The sequence below is a fragment of the Rhodoferax sp. GW821-FHT07F03 genome, assembly GCF_059418745.1.
Genome location: NZ_JBWKQM010000014.1, coordinates 152,435 through 174,684, shown reverse-complemented (window position 1 = coordinate 174,684; position 22,250 = coordinate 152,435). Strand labels below are relative to the sequence as shown.

Below are 22,250 nucleotides of genomic sequence, written 5' to 3'. Positions count from 1 at the left end.
GCTATGAGCTCCAAAACCGCCTTCCCCCTGCGCAGCACACTGTGGACTGCCGCCGTCTCCCTGACCGCTGTGGCAGCGGCCGCCGCCATCGTCTTCGGCCTGCAAAGTACCCCAGCCGAAGCTGGCCTGTCACCAGCGGCGCCGCAAGCTATTCCCGTCTCCGTCGCCACCGTGACCGAAAGCCAGGTCAACGCCTGGAGCGAGTTCTCGGGCCGGCTGGAAGCCGTGCAACGGGTAGACATCCGCTCCCGCGTGGCTGGCGCGGTGCAGTCTGTGCATTTCCGCGAAGGCGCGCTGGTGAAACAGGGTGATCTGCTGTTCACCATCGACCCCGCCCCGTATGCCGCCGAGGTGGACCGCAGCGATGCCCAACTGGCCGCCGCCCAGGCCCGCGTGTCGCAGGCCAACAGCGAATTCGAACGTTCCAAGCGCCTGTGGGACGAGCACGCCATCGCCCAGCGCGAGCTGGATGAGCGCGGCAACAGCCTGCGTGAAGCCCAGGCCAATCTGCGTGCCGCCCAGGCCGGGCTACAGACCACGCGTCTCAACCTGGACTACACCCAGGTGCGCGCGCCGGTGTCGGGCCGCGTCGGCAAGCTGGAAGTGACCGTGGGTAACCTGGTGGCCGCAGGCCCCGGCGCACAGGTGCTGACCACGCTGGTCTCCATCAGCCCCATCTACGCCAGCTTTGACGCCGACGAACGCGTGATTGCCCGTGCGCTGAAGGACCTGAACGGCCCGCACGGTACGCGTGGCATTGAGAGCATTCCGGTGCAGATGGGCACCGCCGCCACCAGCGACACGCCCTTCACCGGCAAGCTGCAGCTGGTGGATAACCAGGTGGACGCCAAGAGCGGCACGGTGCGCACCCGCGCCGTTTTCGACAACAAGGACGGCAGCCTGATGCCCGGCCAGTTCGCCCGCGTCCGCATGGGCCAGACCCAGGCCGAAACCGCGCTGCTGGTGAACGAGCGCGCCGTAGGCACCGACCAGGACAAGAAGTTTGTGATGGTGGTTGGCGCCGACAACACCGTGGCCTACCGCGAGGTAACGCTGGGGGCATCCGTGAACGGCCTGCGTGTGGTCAGCAAGGGGCTGGTCGCCGGTGAAAAGCTGGTCGTCAACGGCCTGCAACGGGTGCGACCCGGCGCGCTGATTGCGCCCCAACTGGTACCCATGGATGGCAAGCCCGAAGCCCAAGCAAAAGCTGGGGCGGCAACCCAGTCCTGATCGGAATCTTCAGAGAACAACCCCATGAATTTGTCTAAATTTTTCATCGACCGACCGATCTTTGCGGGCGTGCTGTCGCTGCTGATGCTGATCGCCGGCCTGATCGCGTTGCGCAGCCTGCCGATCTCGGAGTACCCCGAAGTCGCGCCTCCGTCCGTGGTGGTGCGCGCCCAGTACCCGGGCGCCAACCCCAAGGTGATCGCCGAAACCGTGGCCACGCCGCTGGAAGAAAGTATCAACGGCGTGGAAGGCATGCTCTACATGGGCAGCCAGGCCACGACCGACGGCGTGATGACCTTGACCGTCACCTTCAAGCTCGGCACCGACCCCGACAAGGCCCAACAGCTGGTACAAAACCGTGTCTCCCAAGCCGAGCCGCGCCTGCCCGAAGAAGTGCGACGCCTGGGCGTCACCACGGTCAAGAGCGCACCCGACCTGACCATGGTGGTGCACCTGGCTTCGCCCAACAAGCGCTACGACATGAACTACCTGCGCAACTACGCAGTGCTGAATGTAAAAGACCGCTTGGCGCGCATCCAGGGCGTGGGCCAGGTGCAGATCTTCGGCGGCGGCGACTATTCGATGCGCGTCTGGCTGGACCCGCAAAAGGTCGCGCAGCGCGGCCTGTCGGCCAGTGACGTGGTAGCCGCCATCCGTGGCCAGAACGTACAAGCCGCCGCCGGTGTGGTGGGTGCATCGCCCGGCCTGGCTGGTGTGGACATGCAGCTGTCGATCAACGCCCAAGGGCGCTTGCAGAGCGAAGAAGAATTTGGCGACATCATCGTCAAGACCGGTGCCGATGGCGCCGTCACCCGCCTGCGCGACATTGGCCGGCTGGAAATGGGTGCGGCCGACTACTCGTTGCGCTCGCTGCTGAACAACGACCCGGCCGTGGGCATGGGCGTGTTCCAGGCACCAGGCTCGAACGCACTGGACATCTCGACCAATGTGCGCAAGACCATGGACGAGCTGCAGAAAAACATGCCCGAGGGCGTGGAGTTCCGCATTGCCTACGACCCCACGCAGTTCGTGCGGGCCTCCATTGAATCGGTGGTACACACCCTGCTGGAGGCCGTGTTTCTGGTGGTGCTGGTGGTGATTCTGTTCCTGCAAACCTGGCGCGCCTCCATCATTCCGCTGCTGGCCGTGCCGGTGTCGGTGGTAGGCACGTTTGCCGTGCTGCACATCCTGGGCTTCTCGATAAACGCCCTGAGCTTGTTCGGCTTGGTGCTGGCCATCGGTATCGTGGTGGACGACGCCATCGTGGTGGTGGAAAACGTGGAGCGCAATATCGAGGCCGGCCTGAGCCCGCGCGACGCCACCTATAAGGCCATGCGTGAAGTGTCCGGCCCCATCATCGCCATCGCCTTGGTGCTGGTGGCGGTGTTCGTGCCGCTGGCCTTCATCAGCGGCTTGACCGGCCAGTTCTACAAGCAGTTCGCGGTGACGATTGCCATCTCTACCGTAATCTCGGCCATCAACTCGCTGACCCTGTCGCCAGCACTCGCCGCCCTGCTGCTGCGCGGCCACGATGCGCCCAAGGATGCATTGACCCGCGGCATGGACAAGGCCCTGGGCTGGCTGTTCCGCGGCTTCAACCGCTTTTTCCACCGTGGCTCGGAAGCCTATAGCGGCGGCGTGAAGCGCGTCATCGGCCGCAAGGCTTTGATGATGGTGATGTACCTGGTGCTGATCGCCGTCACCTTCGGCCTATTCAAGGCCGTGCCCAGCGGCTTTGTGCCGGCGCAGGACAAGCAGTACCTGATCGGCTTTGCGCAGCTGCCCGACGGCGCCACGCTGGACCGCACCGAGGACGTGATCAAACGCATGGGCGAGATCGTCAAGAAGAACCCGAACGTGGAAGACGCCATCGCCTTCCCCGGCCTGTCGATCAACGGCTTCACCAACAGCTCGAACTCGGGCATCGTGTTCGCCACGCTCAAGCCCTTCGCAGAACGCAAGCGCGCCGACCAGAGTGGCGGCGCCGTGGCCGGCCAGCTGAACCAGGCTTTCGGCAGCATCCAGGACGCCTTCATCGTGATGTTCCCGCCACCACCCGTGGCCGGCCTGGGCACCACCGGTGGCTTCAAGCTGCAACTGGAAGACCGTGGCTCGCTGGGTTATGAGGAGATGGACAAGGCCGTGAAAGCCTTCATGGCCAAAGCCTACCAGACGCCCGAACTGGCCGGCATGTTCACCAGCTGGCAGGTCAACGTGCCGCAACTGTATGCCGACATCGACCGCACCAAGGCCCGCCAGTTGGGTGTGCCGGTGACCGACATCTTCGACACCATGCAGATCTACCTGGGTAGCCTGTATGCCAACGACTTCAACAAATTTGGCCGTACCTACACCGTGCGGGTGCAGGCCGATGCGCCCTACCGCGCACGGGCAGAAGATGTGGGCCTGCTGAAGGTGCGCTCCAATACCGGTGAAATGGTGCCTCTCTCGGCACTGATGAAGGTGAACTCCAGCTTCGGCCCGGAACGCGCCATGCGCTACAACGGCTACCTGGCCGCTGACATCAACGGTGGCCCGGCGCCCGGCTTTTCATCCGGCCAGGCGCAGGATGCCATCAACCGCATCGCCGCCGAGACCCTGCCCAAGGGCGTGAGCTACGAGTGGACGGAGCTGACCTACCAGGAAATCCTGGCCGGCAATTCCGCCCTGCTGGTGTTCCCGCTGGCCATCCTGCTGGTGTTCCTGGTACTGGCCGCGCAATATGAAAGCCTGACGCTGCCGCTGGCCATCATCCTGATCGTGCCCATGGGCATCCTGGCCGCAATGACCGGCGTGTGGATACACGGTGGTGACAACAATGTGTTCACCCAGATCGGGCTGATCGTGCTGGTGGGCTTAAGCGCCAAGAACGCCATCCTGATCGTCGAATTCGCCCGCGAGCTGGAGTTTGAAGGCCGCACGCCGGTGCAGGCCGCCATCGAAGCCAGCCGCCTGCGCTTGCGCCCCATTCTGATGACCTCGCTGGCCTTCATCATGGGCGTGCTGCCCCTGGTGCTGTCCACCGGTGCGGGCGCAGAGATGCGCTCGGCCATGGGTGTGGCGGTGTTCGCCGGGATGATTGGCGTGACGGCCTTTGGCCTGTTCCTGACGCCGGTGTTCTATGTGCTGATGCGCCGCCTGGCCGGCAACCGCGCCCTGAAACACCACGGCGAAGTCGGCCACATCGAAACAGCTGCGTCCCTGCCCACGCTGCCCCATGGCGGTGGTGGCTCGGCCCGCCCACTGCCTGCCGCGCCCCTGTAAGAACGGAGAAACACCATGAAACTTTTGAACCATGCATTGGCACCGCTGCTAGCCGCCCTGGTGCTGGCCGGTTGCGCCAGCGTCCCCGCAGTGGACCCGGTTGCCATCGCCGCCGCGCCCGCGGCCTTCAAAGAAGGCGCGCAGTGGACGGCCCTGAGCCCGGCCGAAGCCCGCGACCGCGGCACCTGGTGGAAGGCCTTTGCCGACCCCACGCTGGACACGCTGGTCGAACGCGCCAGCCTGCACAACACCAGCATTGCCGAAGCCGCCGCCCGCCTGGCCCAGGCCCAGGCACTGCTGCAAAGCAGCCAGGCCGACAAATCGGTACAGCTAGGCCTAGGCGCGGGCGCCACCCGCCAGGCCGGCGCCAATACCACCAATGGCAGCGTACCCAGCACGCTGATCAGCGCCAACGCGCAGCTGTCCTATGAGGTGGACCTGTTCGGCAAGCTGGCGCACGCCACCGACGCCGCCAGTCTGGACGCCCAGGCCCGCGCCGCGCTGCTGCAGAGCACGCGTCTGCTGGTGCAGGCGAATGTGGCGCAGACCTATTTGTCGCTGCGGGCGCTGGACACCGAGCGTGCCCTGGTGCGCGCCACGGTGGATGCCTACCAGGACACGCTGCAGCTCACGCAAAGCCGCTTCCGCGCCGGTGACGTGGCCGAGCTGGAAGTGGTGCGCGTACAGACCGAGGTAGCCGCCACCGAGTCCGATGCCCTGGCACTGGACCGCCAGCGCGCCACGCTGGAACATGCACTGGCCGTGCTGGTGGGCGACGCGGCGTCTAGCTTCCACCTGGATACGTCCGACTGGCGCACCGCCCTGCCGGTGATACCCGCTGGCGTACCCGGCACGGTACTGGCGCGCAGGCCCGACGTAGCCGCCGCACAAAGCAATCTGCTGGCAGCGCAAGCCCGCGTGGGCGTGGCGCAGACGGCCTGGTTCCCCAGCGTGTCGCTGACCGCCACCGGCGGCTATGCATCGCCCGAGCTCGGCGACGTGTTCAAGTGGTCGGCCCGCGCCTGGGGCATCGGCGCTTTGCTGTCGGTACCGCTGCTGGACGGTGGCCGGCGCGAAGCCGGCGTGCAGGCCGCCAATGCCCAACTGGACGGTGCCACCGCCCAGTACCGCGGCCAGGTGCTGACAGCGTTCCAGGAGGTAGAAGACCAGCTGTCCGCCCTGCGCCTGCTAGACCAGCAAGCCCAGGCGCAGGACCGTGCGGTGGCGTCGGCCAGCCGGGCCACGGTGCTGTCGGATTCGCGTTACCGCAATGGTCTGGTCAGCCAGCTGGACCTGCTGGAGGCACGCCGCAGCGAGCTGCTTAACCGCCGCCAGGCCTTGGGTGTGCGCTCTGCCCAGTACCAAGCCACGGTGGGGCTGGTGCGTGCACTCGGCGGCGGCTGGGATGCAGCCAACAAATCCGCCGTGGAAGTGGTGCCACCGGTGCTGGCGAAAACGCTTTGAGTCCCCAGCATTCAAACAAAAAATGGCTGTAGCGCAATCAATACCTGCGCTAGCAGCTATTAAATAAATAGCAATATGCATCCATCCACATCTCCTGCCGCCCCGCGCGGCCTGGCCGGCGGGAACCCGCACAGCCTGGCCCGCAACTGGTTGGCCGTAGGCTCCATCGCCGTGGGCACTTTCGCGATGGTGACCACCGAGTTCCTGCCCGTAGGCCTGCTGACCGATATCGCAGCGGACCTGCAGGTGTCGGTAGGCCATGCTGGCCTGATGGTCACCGTGCCGGGCCTGGTCGCTGCCGTGGCCGGCCCCGCGCTGATCGTAGCCTCGGGCCGGCTGGACCGGCGCCTGGTGATGATCGCCCTGACCGTGCTGCTGACCTTGGTCAACCTTGTCGGGGCACTGGCACCCAGCTTTGGCGTGATGCTGGCCGCACGGGTGCTGCTGGGCATCTGCGTGGGCGGCTTCTGGACCTTTGCGCCGGGCATAGGCAGGCAGCTGGTACCGGCCGCCTCGCAAGCGCGCGCCATGGCCATCATCCTGGCGGGTATTTCGGTGGGCACGGTGGCAGGCGTGCCCACCGGTGCACTGCTGGGCAGCCTAGCCGGTTGGCGCAGCGCCTTTGCCACGACGGCGGTGCTGGCCGCGCTGGTGACGCTGGCCCAGTGGTGGCTGCTGCCGTCCCTGCCCGCCGCGCGTGCATTGCGTGCGGCAGACCTGCTCAAGCCCCTGCGGCTACGCATGGCGCAGGTCGGCCTGCTGGCCATAGCGTTCCTGATCGTGGGGCACTTTGCCGCCTACACCTACCTCAAGCCGCTGCTGGAGAAGGTCTTCGGGCTGGAACCCGCCGTGGTGGTCGTCTTGCTGCTGGTCTACGGCGTGGTGGGCATTGCCGGCAACTTCATCGGCGGCAAGCTGGTGGCGTGGAACCTGCGCCTGGCCTTGATCGCACCAGCGGCCCTGCTGGGAATGGCATTGCTGGCCGCGGCAGTGAGTAGCCCCGGCGCCGTCAGCGCCGACATGGTGGTGGCCGCCTGGGGCCTGGCTTTCGGCGCGCTGCCGGTGGCGTTGACGGCCTGGATGATCCAAGCCGTGCCGGACGCACCCGACGCCGGCCAGGCCGTGCTGGTCAGCGTGCTCCAGATCGCCCTGGCCAGCGGCGCGCTACTCGGCGGACTGGCCGTAGACGGCTACGGCGTGCCCAGCGCCATGGTGTTGGGTGGGGCCATGGCCTGGGCCGCAGCAGGCGTGCTAGGTCTGTTTGGCCACCAAGACACCGACATCTAAGAACGTGTTTGCGATCTTCTTAGGGCCCCTAAGAAGATCGTAAACACGTTCTAAACACCGGGTGCTTTACACGGGTGTCACACCTGGGTGTAAAAATGCTGCAATGCAAGATCGAATCCAAACCCTGGGCGAGGAGATCGCCAATAGCGTGAGCCACGGCGTGGGCCTGGTGGCTGCGCTGGTGGCTGCACCGTTTTTGATAGCGGCGGCCAGCCAGCTGTCGGCCGCCAACCTGGTGGGCGCCATCGTCTTCGCCGTCACCATGGTGCTGCTGTATGCCGCGTCCACGCTGTACCACGCCCTGCCGCAGGGCCGGGCCAAGCGTGTGTTCATGAAGCTGGACCACGGCGCCATCTATCTCTTCATCGCCGGCAGCTACACGCCGTTTGCACTGGGCGCCTTGTCCGGCCCCTGGGGCTGGACGCTGTTCGGCCTGGTGTGGTCGATGGCGGTCATGGGCGTGGCGCTGAAGTCCTTCAACCGCTTGACACACCCCTGGCTCTCCACCGGCCTGTACCTGGCCATGGGCTGGCTGGTGTTGATTGCCGCCGTGCCGCTGGTGCAAAACGTGCCCACCATGGGCATTGCGCTGCTGGTGGCCGGCGGCCTGGCCTACACCCTGGGCGTGGTGTTCTTTGCGCTGGACCACAAAGTGCGCTACGCCCACGCCGTGTGGCACGGCTTTGTGGTTGCTGGCACCGGCTTCCACTTCTTCGCGGTGCTGAACTACTCCTCATAAAAAAAGAGCTGCCAGCGCAGGTAGTACCTGCGCTGGCAGCTCTTAATTCAATAGCATCAGCCGTTGCGACGGGCCGATGCCAAGCGTTTCACCACCGTGACCAGCAGGTCGATCTCGGCAAAGGTGTTGTAGAAGGCCAGCGACGGCCGCACCGTGGTCTCCACACCCATGCGCCGCAAGATCGGCTGCGCGCAGTGATGACCGGTACGCACGGCAATGCCTTCCTCGTTCAAGGCCTTGCCAACCTCTTCGGTGCTGTAACCGGCCAGGGTGAAGGACATCACACTGGCCTTGTCGGCTGCGGTACCGATGAGACGCACGCCGGGGATCGCACCCAGCTGCTGCATGCCGTAGACCAGCAACTCGTGTTCGTAGCGGGCGATGTTCTCAATGCCCACCTTGTTCACGTAGTCGATGGCCGCGCCCAGGCCTACCGCGTCGGCGATGTTGCCGGTACCGGCCTCGAACTTGTTCGGGATCGGCTGGAACACGGTTTTCTCGAAGGTCACGTCGGCAATCATGTTGCCGCCGCCCTGCCAGGGCGGCATGTCTTCCAGCACTTCGCGCTTGCCCCAGACCACGCCGATGCCGGTCGGGCCGAACACCTTGTGGCCAGAGAACACGAAGAAGTCGGCGCCTATGTCCTGCACGTCGACCCGCATGTGCGAGATCGACTGCGCGCCATCGACCAGTGCCTTGGCGCCGGCGCGGTGCGCCAGTTCGACGATTTCCTTCACCGGCACCACGGAACCGAGGGCGTTCGACACCTGCGTCACGGCAACGATCTTGGTGCGGTCATTGAGTAGCTTGCGGTACTCGTCCAGCAGCACCTGGCCCTTGTCGTCCACCGGAATCACGCGCAGCTTGGCGCCCTTGGCGGCAGCCAGCTGCTGCCAGGGCACGATGTTGGCGTGGTGTTCCAGGTTCGACACGATGATCTCGTCGCCCTCGCCCACATGCTGGCCGCCCCAGCTCTTGGCCACCAGGTTGATGGCCTCGGTGGTGCCGCGCACGAAGATCACCTCGTTCACATCCGGCGCGTTGATGAACTTCTTCACCCGCTCCCGCGCGCCTTCGTAGGCGTCAGTGGCGCGGGCAGCCAGTTCATGGGCGGCACGGTGGATGTTCGAGTTCTCGTGCTCGTAGAAATAGGCGATGCGGTCGATCACCGACTGCGGCTTGTGCGTGGTGGCTGCGTTGTCGAACCACACCAGCTGCTTGCCGTTGACCCGCTCCTGCAGGATAGGGAAGTCGCGGCGCACGGCATGGACGTCGAAGGCCGGATGGGCCGAACCGGCATACGCAGGCACGTCGTCACGGCCGGCTTTGGCGGGGGTGACATAGCCATTCGGCAAAGTCACCGCATCGACAAAGTAGAACGCTGGCGTGGTCTGCGGCACCGGAGGTGTCGGCAAGGCGCGGGGCGGTGCGACATCCGTAGGCGGCGCGAACGGCAAACGGCTCAGGTCGTCCAGACTGGAGCCACCGGCCTGCGGCGCCGAGGGCGCAGGATGGCCGGCACCCGGGTTCAGGAAGTAGAACGGCGACGCGCTTTCCGGCACGCCCTGCACGGCACCGCCACTGCGCGGCTCGTAGGCCGGCAGCTCGCTGACCACGCGGTCCGGCAGGCCATTGCTGGCCTGGGCGTGCGGTTGCAAGGCCGGAGCCCGGTTGGCCAGGCTCAGTACCGAGGTGGGCGATGCCGGGATCAGATTGCTGCCCGGCACCTGCCCGATGGGAATCGGCGTGCCCGGCACGCTGGGGCCGAAGCCGGCCGGGCTGGCCAGCGGCGAACCCGGCGGCGCAATATTGCCCGGCGCTTGCACGCCAGGCACGGCAGCCGACTCGCCCGGCAGGGCCGAGAACAGCGCAGTCGCCATGCGGGCCAGCGTGGCCGGGTCGGGCAGGCCCGCCGGCAACGTGGGTTGTGGAACAACGGTAGTCATAGGGACAGTACCGCTTTACTTGTAGGTGTCCGGATAGTCGTGGTACTTGCCGATTTCCACATCGTCCAGCACGGCCAGCGCGTCGGTGGTCAACACCGCCAGCGAGCAGTACAGCGAGATCAGGTAGGAGGCAATCGCCTGGTCATTGATGCCCATGAAGCGCACCGACAAGCCGGGAGCCTGCTCGCCTGGCAGGCCGGGCTGGAACAGGCCGACCACGCCCTGGCGCTTGTCGCCCACGCGCAGCAGCAAAATCTTGCTCTTGCCATCGGCCACCGGCACCTTGTTGCTAGGGATCAGCGGAATGCCGCGCCAGGTGATGAATTGCGAACCGAACAGGCTGACGGTAGGCGGCGGCGTGCCGCGGCGCGTGGCTTCGCGGCCAAAGGCGGCGATGGCCAGAGGGTGGGCCAGGAAGAAAGCAGGCTCTTTCCAGACCTTGGTCAGCAGCTCGTCCAGGTCGTCGGGGGTGGGGGCGCCAGTCAACGGGAAGATGCGCTGCTCGTCCGTCACCTGGGCCAGCAGGCCGTAGTCGGGGTTGTTGATCAGTTCGCTTTCCTGGTTTTCCTTGATGGTCTCGATGGTCAGGCGCAGCTGCTCTTTGATCTGGTCATGCGGGCTGCTGTACAGGTCGGAGATGCGGGTGTGCACGTCGAGGATGGTGCTGACGGCGTTCAGGAAGTATTCGCGCGGCTGATCTTCGTAGTCCACAAAGGTACGCGGCAACTGGTTTTCCGACTGGCGGGCGGTGCAGGTGACCTTGATGGATTCGGGGTTCTTCACCTTGTTCAGGCGGTAGATGCCGGCTTCCACCGGCGTCCACTGCAGCAGATGGGTCAGCCAGCGCGGCGAGATGGTTTCCAGCTGGGGCGCAGTCTTGGTCGCATTGGCTAGCTGGCGTGCGGCGCTGTCGCCGAGGGTACTGAGGGTCACACTGGTGCTCATCGAGAAACTCCGTTAGAAAAAGTAAAAGGAAACAGGTAAAAAGCAACGGCCCGCAGTGTCAGATGCCCATAGGCATCCATCAACATGCTATAGCCGTCAAACGCAAACCCTGCAGCGCGCGCCGCTCGGTCAGGCGGTCGCAGTCGGCCATCAACACGGGCAATGAAACGCCCAGTGCGCTGGCCAGTTTTTCGGTGGTGACGATGGAGGCAATCGCGCGGCCCCGCTCGATCTCACCCACATAGGATCGGTTCAGGTCCGCATGCTCTGCCAGTTGCTCCTGCGACCAGCCACGGCCCTCGCGCAACTGCCGCACGGCCAGACCCAGGCTTTCGACGATGGCACTCATGCAGCGAACCGAGCGGCCTGGGGCACCGCACGCGGCTCCTGCCGCGAGTTGGCCTGCGTCACATGGGCGCCGGGCGGTACGTCCTGCGTGACCCACACATTGCCGCCGATGGTGGCGCCCTGGCCCAGGGTTACACGGCCGAGCACGGTAGCCCCGGCGTAGATCACCACGTCGTCTTCCACGATGGGATGGCGCGGCTGGCCTTTTTCCAGGTGACCCTGGGCATCGGTATGGAAGCGCTTGGCGCCCAGCGTGACGTTCTGGTACAGCCGCACGCGCTCGCCTATGACGGCGGTTTCGCCAATCACCACGCCCGTGCCGTGGTCGATGAAAAAGCCGGCGCCTATGCTGGCACCGGGATGTATGTCGATGCCCGTGGTGCTGTGTGCCAGCTCGGCCACGATGCGCGCCAGCAAAGGCAAGCCCTGGCGGTACAGCTGGTGCGCCAGACGGTGGTGCACCATGGCCAACACACCGGGGTAGCAAAGCAGCACCTCGTCCACGCTGCGTGCGGCTGGGTCACCATGGAAGGCGGCCAGCACATCGCTGTCGAGCAGTCGGCGTATCGCAGGCAAGGCCAGTGCGAACTGCTGCACCACCTGGGTCGGCTGGGTGCCTGCGGGCACGCCCTCCACCAAGCGCAGCTCCAGGCGTACCTGCGTCAGCAGTGCATGCAGGGCCGCATCCAAGGTATAGCCTACGTAGAAGTCTTCGCTCTCCTGGCGCAGATCCACCGGGCCGAGGCGCATGGGAAACAGCACACCTTTGAGCGACTCCACAATACCTGCCAGCGCATCGCGCGACGGGAACTCGCGGCCACCGGGCTCGCTGGAGCGTTTTTGTGCCGCCCGCCATTCGCTGCGCACGCCATGCAGGGCCTGCACCACGCTGCTGGTATCAAACACGGGGCCAGCCATCAGTCTTGCACCCAGGGTAGTTGGTGAAAGCGCCAGCCGTCACTGCCGCCACGGTGCTGCTGCGCGTCGATCTCGCCCTCAAAACCTTCCAGCACGTTGAACACCGTCGTAAAGCCGGCCTTGGTGGCGGCTTCCGCGGCCAGGGCCGAGCGCTTGCCGCTGCGGCACAGCAGCAAAACCACGGCCTCCTTGCCGCCTGCCAGCTTGGCCTCCAGCTCGCGCACAAAACGCGGGTTGCGCGTCAGGCTGGTGCCGGTGGCCCAGGGCACGTGCACGCTACCCGGCACATGGCCCACAAACTTGCGTTCTTCGAAGGTACGCACATCTACCAGCTGCACCTGCTCAGCAGCCAGCAGCTGCCAGGCCACCTGGGGAGAAACGCCTCCGGCGTACGGCAGGCCGGCAGCGCGCGCCAAGGCTTGCGCAGCAGCCAATTCGGGGGGGAGACTGATCACATCAGCGGTAGCGGAAGACATAGCAACTCCTGTTCTAACAATCACCGTGCGCCTGCAAAAACCGTCTGCAGGCATCTTTGTGGAGCCACTTTATGGCGATAGCCACCAAAGGCGAACTACTAAAAAGTCAGTTCTAAACACGAAAAACATCTATAGAGCCAAAGCCGGCTCATTTCAGCGCCGAGATCTCCCGGCTCTTGATCAAGCGCGAGCGCAAGATGTTGCGGCTGATACCCAGCAGCTTGGCGGCCTGTACCTGGTTGCGGTGGCAAAAGTCAAAGGCCGTGCGCATCACCGTGTCTTCGATCTGCTCGAACAGGTTCTCGTGTGGCTCGTTGAACAGCTGACGCAACACTGCCTCTAGCGCCTGCTGCGGCCCTTCAGCGGCCGGCTCGACCTCGTGGTTGCGCCGTTGCAGGCCCAGGGTGGACATTTGCAGATCGTCGGCACCCAAGACATCGTGGCGGCAGATCAGCAGGCCGTGGTGGATCACGTTTTCCAGCTCGCGGATATTGCCGGGCCAGTTGTGTTCGCGCAGCTTGCGTTCGGCGCTAGAGTCCATGCGCACGGGACCGTAGCCCAGGCGGTTGCGGTATTCCTCGATGAAGTGCCGCGCCAGCGGCAGGATGTCGCCCGGCCGCTCGCGCAAGGTCGGCAGGGCCAGCTGCACCACGTGCAGACGGTAGAACAAGTCTTCGCGGAAGTGCCCGGCGGCCACCGCATCCTGCAGGCGCACATTGGTAGCCGCCACCACCCGCACGTCTATGGGTATGCTCTTACGCGAGCCCAGGCGCACCACCTCGCGCTCCTGCAAGACACGCAGCAGCTTGACCTGGATGGACAGCGGCAGGTCGCCGATTTCATCCAGGAACAGGGTGCCGCCATTGGCCGCTTCAAACCAACCCGTCTTGGCGGTAAACGCACCTGTGAACGCGCCCTTCTCATGGCCGAACAGCTCGCTCTCCACCAGCGTTTCCGAAAACGCCCCGCAGTTGACGGCCACAAACGGGCGGCCACGCCGGCTGCTCAGGTCATGCACATGGCGGGCAATCAGCTCCTTGCCGGTGCCGGTCTCACCGATGATGAGCACGTTCGCATCGCTGGGCGCCACCATGCGGATGCGCTCCAGCAAGGCTACCGAGAGCGGGTCTTCAAACACCTGGGCCGTGGCGCGGATGGAGGTGGTGTGCTTGCGCGGGTCGGGCAGGGTCAGCAGGCGCGGCGCATCCCAATCGGCGTCCGGCTCTTCGGTGGCAGACACACTGTACACATGGCGGGAGTAGGAGTTCATGAGTAAAAGCTCGGCACAGGAAATTGCTGTTTGAGGGCCCATTCACCGATCTCGCGCAGCTTGTAGGCCACGGGATCGTGCAGGGTGTGGGTGCGCAGGTTGCGCCAGTGGCGGTCCAGCCGCAGGCCGCCGTGGGTGGCGCGGGCACCGGCCACATCGAACATGCGGGTACAAATGTCCAACCCGGTATGTGTGGCAGCCACCTTGGCCGTCGCCACCGCCAGCGCCACATGCCCGCGCTCGGACGCGGTCAGCGCATCGCCGCGCTGCCAGGCTTCGTCCAGCCGGTCTGCAGCGCGGTCTGCCAGCACGCGCACGGCCTCCAAACCCACCCAGAAATCACCGTAGTGGCCCAGCACATAAGGGTCTTCGTCCACATGCGCGACCTTGGCCGCATGCCAGGGCCGCGACTCCTGCAAGGTGTAGCGGCGTGCATCGCTGAAGGCCGCCTCGGAGATACCCAGATAGACGTTCGCCAGAATGAGCTGGGACACCAGTGGGCGCAGGCAGGCAAAAGGGGTGGATAGAGGCCCGGGGTCCAACAACATCTCATGCTGCTCCACCCGCACCTTCTCGAACGTGACGCTGCCGCTGTCCGTCTGGCGCTGGCCGATGTTGTTCCAGTCTGGCGCCACCGAAATGCCGCTGCGGCCGGTGGGCAAGGCCGCCACCAACAGCGCACCGCTGCCCTCCTCGCGCGCCGAAGCGACCAGCATCTCGGAGTCCAGCGCACCCGAGCAAAAGCTCTTCTGCCCGGTGAACTCACGCCAACCGCCTTGCACGCTGCTGATGGTGCGATCGTCCAACGGGTTCAGCGCGTTGCCCCAGAACCAATGGCGGCGCGCGGTCTGCTCAAACCAGGGCTGCCACTGTTGCGGCCGGGAAAACAAGCGCACGGTGGCCAGCATCAGATGGTGGAAGCCAAACACATGGGCCAGGGAACTATCGGCCTGGGCCAATTGCCGTACCGTGTCCAAGGTCTGCCGCCAGCTGGCGCCCATACCGCCAAACTCCTGCGGAATGCTCAGTGCCAATAGGCCGCTGGCACGCAGGGCATCACGCTCGGCCTTGGGTGTTCCGCCGCGTGCATCGCGCTCGGCCGCGGTTGCGGAAAAGGCCTCCACCAGGCTTTGCACGGTCTGCGGCCCAGCAGACAGATCGGGCACGCCATCCGTTTCAAGACTGTCTGGTGCCATCTGCACCGTTGAAGCAAGAGCCACGATCGGAAACCTCGGTTGCTGCGGTCAAAACAAGAAACTGCAAAGTGTCTGAACACCAGCAGCGGCAGCAGCATTGCTGCTCTGCCAACATATTCTGTGGGCTGCAAGAGCTCGCGCTTGGAAGGGTTTCGCATATGCATACACGGCCTGCTTCTGAGCCAGCAAATCAGCACAGCATGACCCGCAAAAACCCAGCACAACTGGTGATACGCTGCTGCTACAGCAGCACAAAACAAGTGAATCCAGCAAGCAGCACAGGCACTGGGCACTGGCACGCTATCTGCTGATTTGCATGATTGACGACATCCACTCCAAAGGCACAAGCATGCAGATCTTCTGGTTTCTTCCCACGCACGGTGACAGCCGCTACCTGGGCACTGCGCACGGTGCGCGCACCGTCAGCCACCACTATCTGCGCCAGGTGGCGCAGGCCGCCGACGAGCTAGGTTTTGAAGGTGTCTTGATACCCACCGGCCGCTCTTGTGAAGACTCGTGGGTAGTGGCGGCATCGCTGGCGCCCTTCACCGAGCGCCTGAAATTCCTGGTGGCGATACGCCCCGGCATCATCTCGCCCACCGTGTCGGCACGCCAGGCAGCCACACTGGACCGCTTCTCCAACGGCCGCCTGCTGATCAATGTCGTTACCGGCGGCGACCCGGACGAGCAGCACGGCGACGGCAGCTTTTTGACACATGCCGAACGCTATGAAGTGACGGACGAATTCCTGCGCATCTGGCGCGGCGTGGCGGCCGGCGAAACCGTCAACTTCAGTGGCAAGCACCTGCGTGTGGAGAACGCCAAGACCCTGTACCCGCCGGTGCAGAAGCCCTACCCACCGCTGTGGTTCGGTGGCTCATCCGACGCGGCAATTGCCCTCGCCGGAGAACAAGTGGACGTATACCTGACCTGGGGCGAGCCCCCGGCCGATGTGGCCGACAAAATAGCCAAGGCGCGTGCCGCCGCCGCCCAGCACGGCCGTACCCTGCGCTTCGGCATACGCCTGCATGTGATCGTGCGCGAAACCAGTGAGGCCGCCTGGCGCGCGGCGGACGAACTGATATCCCACGTCACGGATGAAACCATTGCCGCAGCGCAAAAGGCCTTCGCACGTTTCGACTCGGTGGGCCAACAGCGCATGGCTGCGCTGCACGGTGGGCGCCGCGACAAGCTTGAAGTCTCACCGAATCTGTGGGCCGGCGTGGGCCTGGTGCGCGGCGGTGCGGGTACGGCGCTGGTGGGCAGCGCTAAAGAGGTGGCGGAGCGCATCAAGGAATACGCGGCACTGGGGATCGAGACCTTCATCTTCTCGGGCTACCCGCATCTGGAGGAGTCGTACCGCGTAGCAGAGCTGCTGTTCCCCTTGCTACCATTGGCCCACGTGCGCCCGGCCGGCACAGCCAACCTCACCGGCCCGTTTGGCGAAGTGATTGCCAACGACATCGTGCCGCCGGCATCACGCGCACCCAAGCCAGAGGAGACGACTGCATGAAGCATTTCCGGTCCGAAACAGGCAACGCGCACGCGCCCTGGCAAACCCAGGTAGAAGCCGCCACACAGGCTCTGGCCGCCACCGCCGTGGAGCGCGACCAACGCGGCGGCACCGCCAAGGTCGAACGTGACCTGCTGCGCGCCAGCGGCCTGCTGGGCCTGAGTATTCCCAACGCACTGGGTGGCCTGGGCGCCACCTGGCAAGAGACGCTGGAGGTGGTGCGCCAGTTCGCGCGTGTGGACAGCTCCGTCGCCCACCTGTTCGCCTTCCACCACCTGCTGCTGGCCACCACCCAGTTGTTTGGCAAACCGGCACAGTGGCAGCCCTGGGTGGAGCAGACGCTGGCACAACGCTGGTTCTGGGGCAATGCTCTGAACCCGCTGGACAAATCCACCCGCGCCGAGCCGCAAGACGGGGGCTACGTATTCCACGGGCGCAAAAGCTTTTGCTCCGGTGCCAGTGATTCGGACATGCTGTTGGCCTCGGCGCTCGACCCTGCAGGTCGCCTGTTGATAGCCGTGGTGCCCACGGGGCGCACGGGTATCACCGTGCTGAACGACTGGGACAACATGGGCCAGCGCCAGACCGACAGCGGCAGCGTAGTGTTCGACCAGGTCGAGGTGCGCCAGGCCGAGCTGCTGACCGACCCCGGCCCGCTCTCCACCCCCTATGCCTGTCTGCGCCCGTTGCTGGCACAACTGATACTGGCCCATATCTACCAGGGCCTGGGCGAAGGCGCACTGGCAGAAGCACGCCAGTTCACCCTGCAGCAGGGCCGGCCCTGGATGGCATCCAGCGCCACGTCCGCCAACCAGGACCCCTACATCCTGGCGCACTATGGCGAATTCTGGCTGGGCCTGGAAGGCGCGCGCGTGCTGCTGCAGCACGCCGCCCTGGCCTTTGATCAGGCCTGGCAGCGTGGCACGGCCCTGACCGAAAGTGATCGCGGCAGCGTCGCCATCGCGGTTGCCGCAGCCAAGGTCGCCACCACCCGCGCCAGCCTAGACGTGGTGCACAAGATGTTCGAAGTCACCGGCGCACGCGCTACCACCGCCGCCCTGCGGCTGGACCGCTACTGGCGCAATCTGCGCGTGCACACCCTGCACGACCCGGTGGACTACAAGGTGCGCGAGCTGGGCGACTGGGTACTGAACGAGCAGCTGCCCAAACCCAGCTTCTATTCCTGATTTTCAAGACGAAAGGTCTGGCCCTTCAATGCACACCGGTCAGCAGCTCTGCGGCCTTGCGGCGCAGCAAGTCCCATAGCTGCAGGCTGAGCAACACCCCGCTGAGCACGCACAGACTGGTCGTAAACCAGGGCGGTGGTGGTGCCAGCCAGTTGGCCACTGGGTCCAGCGGGTTGGCCATATCGAATGCGCGCTCCAAAATCCAGCCAATGGCGCAGGCTGCTGCAAACCCGGCCCCTGCCCGGCTCAGAAGCTGGTAGTGGCGATCCGATCTGCATGCCAGCAGCATGGGCAGCGCAACCGCAATCACCAGCAGTTGCATGGTTTCTATGCCCAGATTGAAACCCAGCAGACTTAACGCCAGCGTCATGCCGTCAAAGTTCAAGCCGGTCAGCATCTCGGCAAACGCCAATCCATGCACCAGGCCAAAAGCCGAGGCAACCCACATCTCTCGCCCCGCAAACACCGGGCGCCACACGTGGATGCAGGACACCAGGATGGATACCGCCACCAGGACCTCCACCGCACGGGTCGGCACCTCGACCCAGCCCGCAGACGCCATGGCCAGGCTGATCGAATGGCCCAGCGTGAAGCCGCTGACGATGCCCACAATGCCACGTATGCAGGACCTGGTGCTCTTGCGCTCCTGCCAGCGTCCAGCACGGGCTACCCGCGGTGCGCTAAGCAGCATGGCCAGCAAAAACAATACATGGTCCGTACCCTCGGCAATATGCGACATACCCAGCATGAACAGCTTTTCCAAGCCCTGCCACCAGCTGCCACCGGAGCCATCCACCGCAATATGCGTGTTACCAAAACCTGCCGTGGAAATCAGCATGGGCTTATCGCCCAAAAGGCCGTTGCGGATGTCGCGCCGGACATAGACCAACGCCTCATGCGACACCACCCGCTGCAGGATGACCGCATAGTCCAGCGCGAAGGTTTCCGGCGAGGTGCCGCTCGGGGCTTGGAGCGAAGCGTGCACGACCAGCCAATCGTTGCTACTCCAGTTGGTGTTGTTGGTGGCCTTGATGTCCAGTGAGTCAAAGTGCCGCTCGTACGCCCGGCCATCTGGACTGCGTACCTGCAACGTGTTCCGGATGTACTGCTCGATGCGAAAACCGTAGTGCGGAATCACCGCGCCAGGATTGGCCGCCAGCGGCAGCCCCAAGGCGGCGCCCAGCTCGCTCAAGGGTAGCTGCATCTCGATGTCCAGCACATCGCGACCGATATCCAGCATCACGATGCTGGGCGGAACATCGTGTGCGTATGCCGGACGGCCCACGCCGCCCCAACACAGCACCAGCACTATCGCCAATACCCTGCACAGACCCATGGTCCAGCCCCTTCCTGCTTGATCAGTTGCTCAGCTGGTTGTAGTAGTCGTAGGACTTGTCGCGAAACATCATGTGGTAGTGGGTCTGGCTGGAGATCACGATGCCGTTCTGCACCGCGATTTCGATCCACACGCGCGGGCCGTCGATACGCATATAGGTGCCGTTCGCAGACACATCCGGACCCGAGCTGCTGAACGAACCCGACGAGTTGGCCCAGGCCACATAGGTGCTGCCGTAGCCCGCCTGGTAAGCAGACAACAGGCGGCTGGCCGTGGTGCTGTCGTAGTCGTCGGTGAATTCCTCAATGGCCGCGCTGACATAGGCCTGCAAGCTTGACGACAGGCTGGACACCAGCACACCCCGGTTGCTGAGCGCGGCGACCGCAGTGAATTTGGTGGTGACGTTCGAGTAGCTGCCCGTATTGGCTTCCACCGGGCCAATCAGAATGTCAGAGAACGTCGATCCCGAAAGAAAGGCGCTGTTCAGTGTGGTGCTGTCCATGCCACTGAAAATGGACACCATGGCCGCAGCCTTGTTGGCCAGCACCTGGTAGGTCCCGGAGCTGTAATAGTTGTAGCTGGTGTGGCTGTTCGAAGCGAACGATGTGCGCGGCTCCACGCCGATGTGGTGGGGCGTAGGATACGAACAGGCGCCATTGAAGTTGATGTTGAACGCCATGTGGTGCCCGCCCAGCATCAGGGTCCAGGAGCCGGTTTGCGATGGCGTTCCCACCACCGCCACGTGGTACAGATCGGCACCGTAGCCGCTGGCGTTCTTTGTGTAGCCCAAATAGTCGTCTGCGGCCAGCACCCCTTGAAAGTCGGTGTATCCCGCCGTACTGAGCGCGACCGAAGCCAGTGCGTTGAATGCAGAAATCTGGCTAGAAGTGCTCAGCTGCGAAAGCGTGATGCCAGGCCGGCTAAAGCTGATGGCGCCCGGCGGCAGATTGGACCAATTGGTCTTGTAGACATTGAGCTGTGCCGTCGTATAGGACGACGCGCTATAGCTTGCCGACGCGGTAAGCGATGTTCCCAACGCCGTCTCGAAGGTGGAAATGGCGCTGAGCACGCTATCCACGTATGTCGTATCGCAGGAGGCCGTCGTGGTGCTGGTCAGCGTCAAAGTGGCCGTGCTGCTGGTCGTGCTGCCACCACTGTTCGAAACAATGACGTAGTAGCTACCAGCATCGCTGCTGCTGGCGCTGGAGATGGTGTACGTGGAGGAAGTGGCCCCGGAAATCGCACTCGAGTCCTTGTACCACTGGTAGGTCAGCGTGCCACTTCCACTTGCGGTAACCGAAAACGTTCCGGAATCGCCAGAAGCCAGCGACAGGGACGAAGGCTGGGCTGTGATGCTGGGCGCAGAAACCGAACTGGAAGAGCTGGAGGAATCCGAGCTCCCCCCTCCGCCGCAACCAGGCAGCGCTGCGCAGCCTAGGGATAGCAAAAGAACCAGGGCCAAGTTGGGCGTTTTTCCAAGCATCTCTTCCTCCGTTGTTTCGGCGGAATTTACAACATTAATGGGAATTTTTCCCATTAATGTTGTAAAGAAGTATGCATCACCTCCAGCAGCCCACGTGCTTATGCCGCAGCAATCTGTCTGCACCGTGCTGCAGACACAGCAGGCTCCAAGCGAAAATATTTCCTAAGCCATTGATTCATAAGTAAAAAGCTCTTGGCATGGCAATCGCTTATATGCAATACGCAGCAATCTTTTTGCAGCTTCTACGCAGATGGCATATCAAACCAATTACCGCAAGAACACCATGGATTCCAAAGACTTCACCCCCTTCAACCGCCGCCGCTTCCTGGGCACGGCATCGGCCCTGGGCGCAGCTGGCGTGCTGGCCGCCTGCGGCAAGGACCCGGTGCCTGTAACGGCCGCGCCGGCATCGGCACCTGCCCCCGCAGCAGATGCCAAAAAGTACGCAGGCCAGTCGCTGAACCTGCTGTTCAATCAGCCCCACGCCGTGGCCGGCAAGCTGCTGGCGGAAGAATTTGAAGCGCTGACCGGCGCCAAGGTGACGGTCACGCCCGTGCCCTATGACCAGCTGCATGCCCAGGCCACGCTGGACGTGCAGTCCGGTGCCCACCAGTTCGACGTGATCGATTATTTCTACCACACGCTGGGCGCACTGGTGGCTGACAAGGTGGTGCTGGACGTAACCGACTGGATAGAGCGCGACAAAGCGCAAATCCAGCCAGCCGACTTCCTGCCCTCGCTGTACGACACCTACACCCTGCGCGATGGCCGCCGCTGGGGCCTACCGTATGACGGCGATACCCATGTACTGTTCTACAACACGGAAATCTTCGCCCGCCACAAGCTCGCCGCGCCCAAGACCTGGGAGGACTACTACCAGGCCGCCAAACTGATCACAGAAAAGGAGTCAGCCAACGGCATCTACGGCGCGGCCGTGCAAGGCTTCAAGATCCCGGTGATCGTGGGCTCGTCCTATGCCAACCGGCTGGCCGGCTTTGGCGGCAGCTTCTTCACCGCCGATGGCAAGCCCGCGCTGACCAGCCCCGAAGCGGTGGCCGCCGCCGAAGAGCTGTTGCGCATCGTGCCCTATGCCCTGCCCACTCCGGCAGAGACCGCGTTCGAACACGCTCTGCCCGCCTTCCTGTCGGGCAAGGCCGCGATGATCGACTTCTGGACCGACCTGGGCGTCACCGCGCAAGACCCCAAGTCTTCGCAGATCGTGGACAAATGGTCACTGGTGCAGCTGCCCGTGGGCGGCAAGAACACCACGCCGCGTGCCGCGCTGAACGCCGGCTTCGGCCTGGGCATCACCACCGGCACACAGAAGACCGCGCTGGCCTGGGAGTTCGTCAAATGGGCCACCAGCAAGGACATCTCGCTGCAGCAAGACGTGCTGCCCGGCAGTGGCATCGACCCCAACCGCACGTCCGTTCTGAACCACCCCGACTACATCAAGGCCGCACCGCTGCTGCAGCCTCAGCTGAAGGCCGCCATCGGCAATGCGCTGGCCTGGCCGCTGCAGGCGCAAAGCCCCAAGCTGATGGACGCACTGACCGAGCAGCTGGCGCTGATCGTGGCCGGCAAGAAGAAACCCAAGGACGCCCTGGCTTCAGCCCAAGCCAGCTGGGAACAGTTGCTAAAGGCATGA

Annotated in this window: 17 protein-coding genes; 8 read left to right on the top strand and 9 right to left on the bottom strand. The window is 64.3% G+C overall.

What is annotated here, in order from left to right; genetic code table 11:
• The first annotated feature begins 3 nt into the window (after positions 1 to 3).
• From AC07R0_RS21390 to trhA, 5 genes are all read left to right on the top strand, one after another.
• The gene (locus AC07R0_RS21390; RefSeq protein WP_495106366.1) at positions 4 to 1,230 is read left to right on the top strand and encodes an efflux RND transporter periplasmic adaptor subunit; all 1,227 of its coding nucleotides are present in this window, start codon (positions 4 to 6) and stop codon (positions 1,228 to 1,230) included.
• A 24-nt stretch (positions 1,231 to 1,254) separates the two neighbouring features.
• On the top strand, positions 1,255 to 4,494 hold the full coding sequence (locus AC07R0_RS21385) for an efflux RND transporter permease subunit (protein WP_495106365.1): 3,240 nt from the start codon (positions 1,255 to 1,257) through the stop codon (positions 4,492 to 4,494).
• A 15-nt stretch (positions 4,495 to 4,509) separates the two neighbouring features.
• Complete coding sequence (locus AC07R0_RS21380; RefSeq protein ID WP_495106364.1) at positions 4,510 to 5,958, top strand: efflux transporter outer membrane subunit; 1,449 nt, start codon at positions 4,510 to 4,512, stop codon at positions 5,956 to 5,958.
• Positions 5,959 to 6,033: 75 nt separating this feature from the next.
• Positions 6,034 to 7,245 (top strand): MFS transporter, encoded by a 1,212-nt coding sequence (locus tag AC07R0_RS21375; protein WP_495106363.1) that lies wholly within the window; start codon positions 6,034 to 6,036, stop codon positions 7,243 to 7,245.
• 103 nt (positions 7,246 to 7,348) lie between these two features.
• Entirely contained in the window at positions 7,349 to 7,984 is a 636-nt protein-coding gene (gene trhA, locus AC07R0_RS21370) for a PAQR family membrane homeostasis protein TrhA (protein ID WP_495097724.1), read from the top strand.
• Positions 7,985 to 8,040: 56 nt separating this feature from the next.
• Here trhA and AC07R0_RS21365 read toward each other — a convergent pair whose 3' ends face one another.
• From AC07R0_RS21365 to AC07R0_RS21335, 7 genes are all read right to left on the bottom strand, one after another.
• Complete coding sequence (locus AC07R0_RS21365; protein WP_495106362.1) at positions 8,041 to 9,930, bottom strand: family 2A encapsulin nanocompartment cargo protein cysteine desulfurase; 1,890 nt, start codon at positions 9,928 to 9,930, stop codon at positions 8,041 to 8,043.
• Between the two features lie 15 nt (positions 9,931 to 9,945).
• Positions 9,946 to 10,875, bottom strand: a complete 930-nt coding sequence (locus tag AC07R0_RS21360; RefSeq protein ID WP_495106361.1) for a family 2A encapsulin nanocompartment shell protein — start codon at positions 10,873 to 10,875, stop codon at positions 9,946 to 9,948.
• Positions 10,876 to 10,954: 79 nt separating this feature from the next.
• Positions 10,955 to 11,224, bottom strand: a complete 270-nt coding sequence (locus AC07R0_RS21355; protein ID WP_495097727.1) for a helix-turn-helix domain-containing protein — start codon at positions 11,222 to 11,224, stop codon at positions 10,955 to 10,957.
• A complete protein-coding gene (epsC, locus tag AC07R0_RS21350; protein WP_495097728.1) occupies positions 11,221 to 12,141 on the bottom strand; it encodes a serine O-acetyltransferase EpsC in 921 nt (306 codons plus the stop codon). Before epsC ends, AC07R0_RS21355 begins: the two co-directional genes overlap by 4 nt.
• Positions 12,141 to 12,617: a rhodanese-like domain-containing protein gene (locus AC07R0_RS21345; RefSeq protein WP_495097729.1), complete on the bottom strand. Its 477-nt coding sequence runs from the start codon at positions 12,615 to 12,617 to the stop codon at positions 12,141 to 12,143. The genes epsC and AC07R0_RS21345 overlap by 1 nt, the downstream gene beginning before the upstream one ends.
• Positions 12,618 to 12,765: 148 nt before the next feature.
• A complete protein-coding gene (locus tag AC07R0_RS21340; protein WP_495106360.1) occupies positions 12,766 to 13,887 on the bottom strand; it encodes a sigma-54 interaction domain-containing protein in 1,122 nt (373 codons plus the stop codon).
• Positions 13,884 to 15,083 carry an acyl-CoA dehydrogenase family protein gene (locus AC07R0_RS21335; protein WP_495106382.1) on the bottom strand — a complete coding sequence of 400 codons (1,200 nt, stop codon included), beginning with the start codon at positions 15,081 to 15,083 and terminating at the stop codon, positions 13,884 to 13,886. Before AC07R0_RS21335 ends, AC07R0_RS21340 begins: the two co-directional genes overlap by 4 nt.
• Before the next feature lie 349 nt (positions 15,084 to 15,432).
• Here AC07R0_RS21335 and ssuD point away from each other — a divergent pair, with 349 nt between their 5' ends.
• Together ssuD and AC07R0_RS21325 are read left to right on the top strand one after the other, a co-directional pair.
• Positions 15,433 to 16,596 (top strand): FMNH2-dependent alkanesulfonate monooxygenase, encoded by a 1,164-nt coding sequence (ssuD, locus tag AC07R0_RS21330; RefSeq protein ID WP_495106381.1) that lies wholly within the window; start codon positions 15,433 to 15,435, stop codon positions 16,594 to 16,596.
• Entirely contained in the window at positions 16,593 to 17,783 is a 1,191-nt protein-coding gene (locus AC07R0_RS21325) for an acyl-CoA dehydrogenase family protein (RefSeq protein WP_495106359.1), read from the top strand. Before ssuD ends, AC07R0_RS21325 begins: the two co-directional genes overlap by 4 nt.
• 25 nt (positions 17,784 to 17,808) lie before the next feature.
• Here AC07R0_RS21325 and AC07R0_RS21320 read toward each other — a convergent pair whose 3' ends face one another.
• Together AC07R0_RS21320 and AC07R0_RS21315 are read right to left on the bottom strand one after the other, a co-directional pair.
• Positions 17,809 to 19,119, bottom strand: a complete 1,311-nt coding sequence (locus tag AC07R0_RS21320) for a HupE/UreJ family protein (RefSeq protein WP_495106358.1) — start codon at positions 19,117 to 19,119, stop codon at positions 17,809 to 17,811.
• 22 nt (positions 19,120 to 19,141) lie between these two features.
• Entirely contained in the window at positions 19,142 to 20,602 is a 1,461-nt protein-coding gene (locus AC07R0_RS21315; RefSeq protein ID WP_495106357.1) for a DUF3500 domain-containing protein, read from the bottom strand.
• Positions 20,603 to 20,885: 283 nt separating this feature from the next.
• Between AC07R0_RS21315 and AC07R0_RS21310 the strand changes: the two genes are divergently transcribed.
• The gene (locus tag AC07R0_RS21310) at positions 20,886 to 22,250 is read left to right on the top strand and encodes an ABC transporter substrate-binding protein (RefSeq protein WP_495106356.1); all 1,365 of its coding nucleotides are present in this window, start codon (positions 20,886 to 20,888) and stop codon (positions 22,248 to 22,250) included.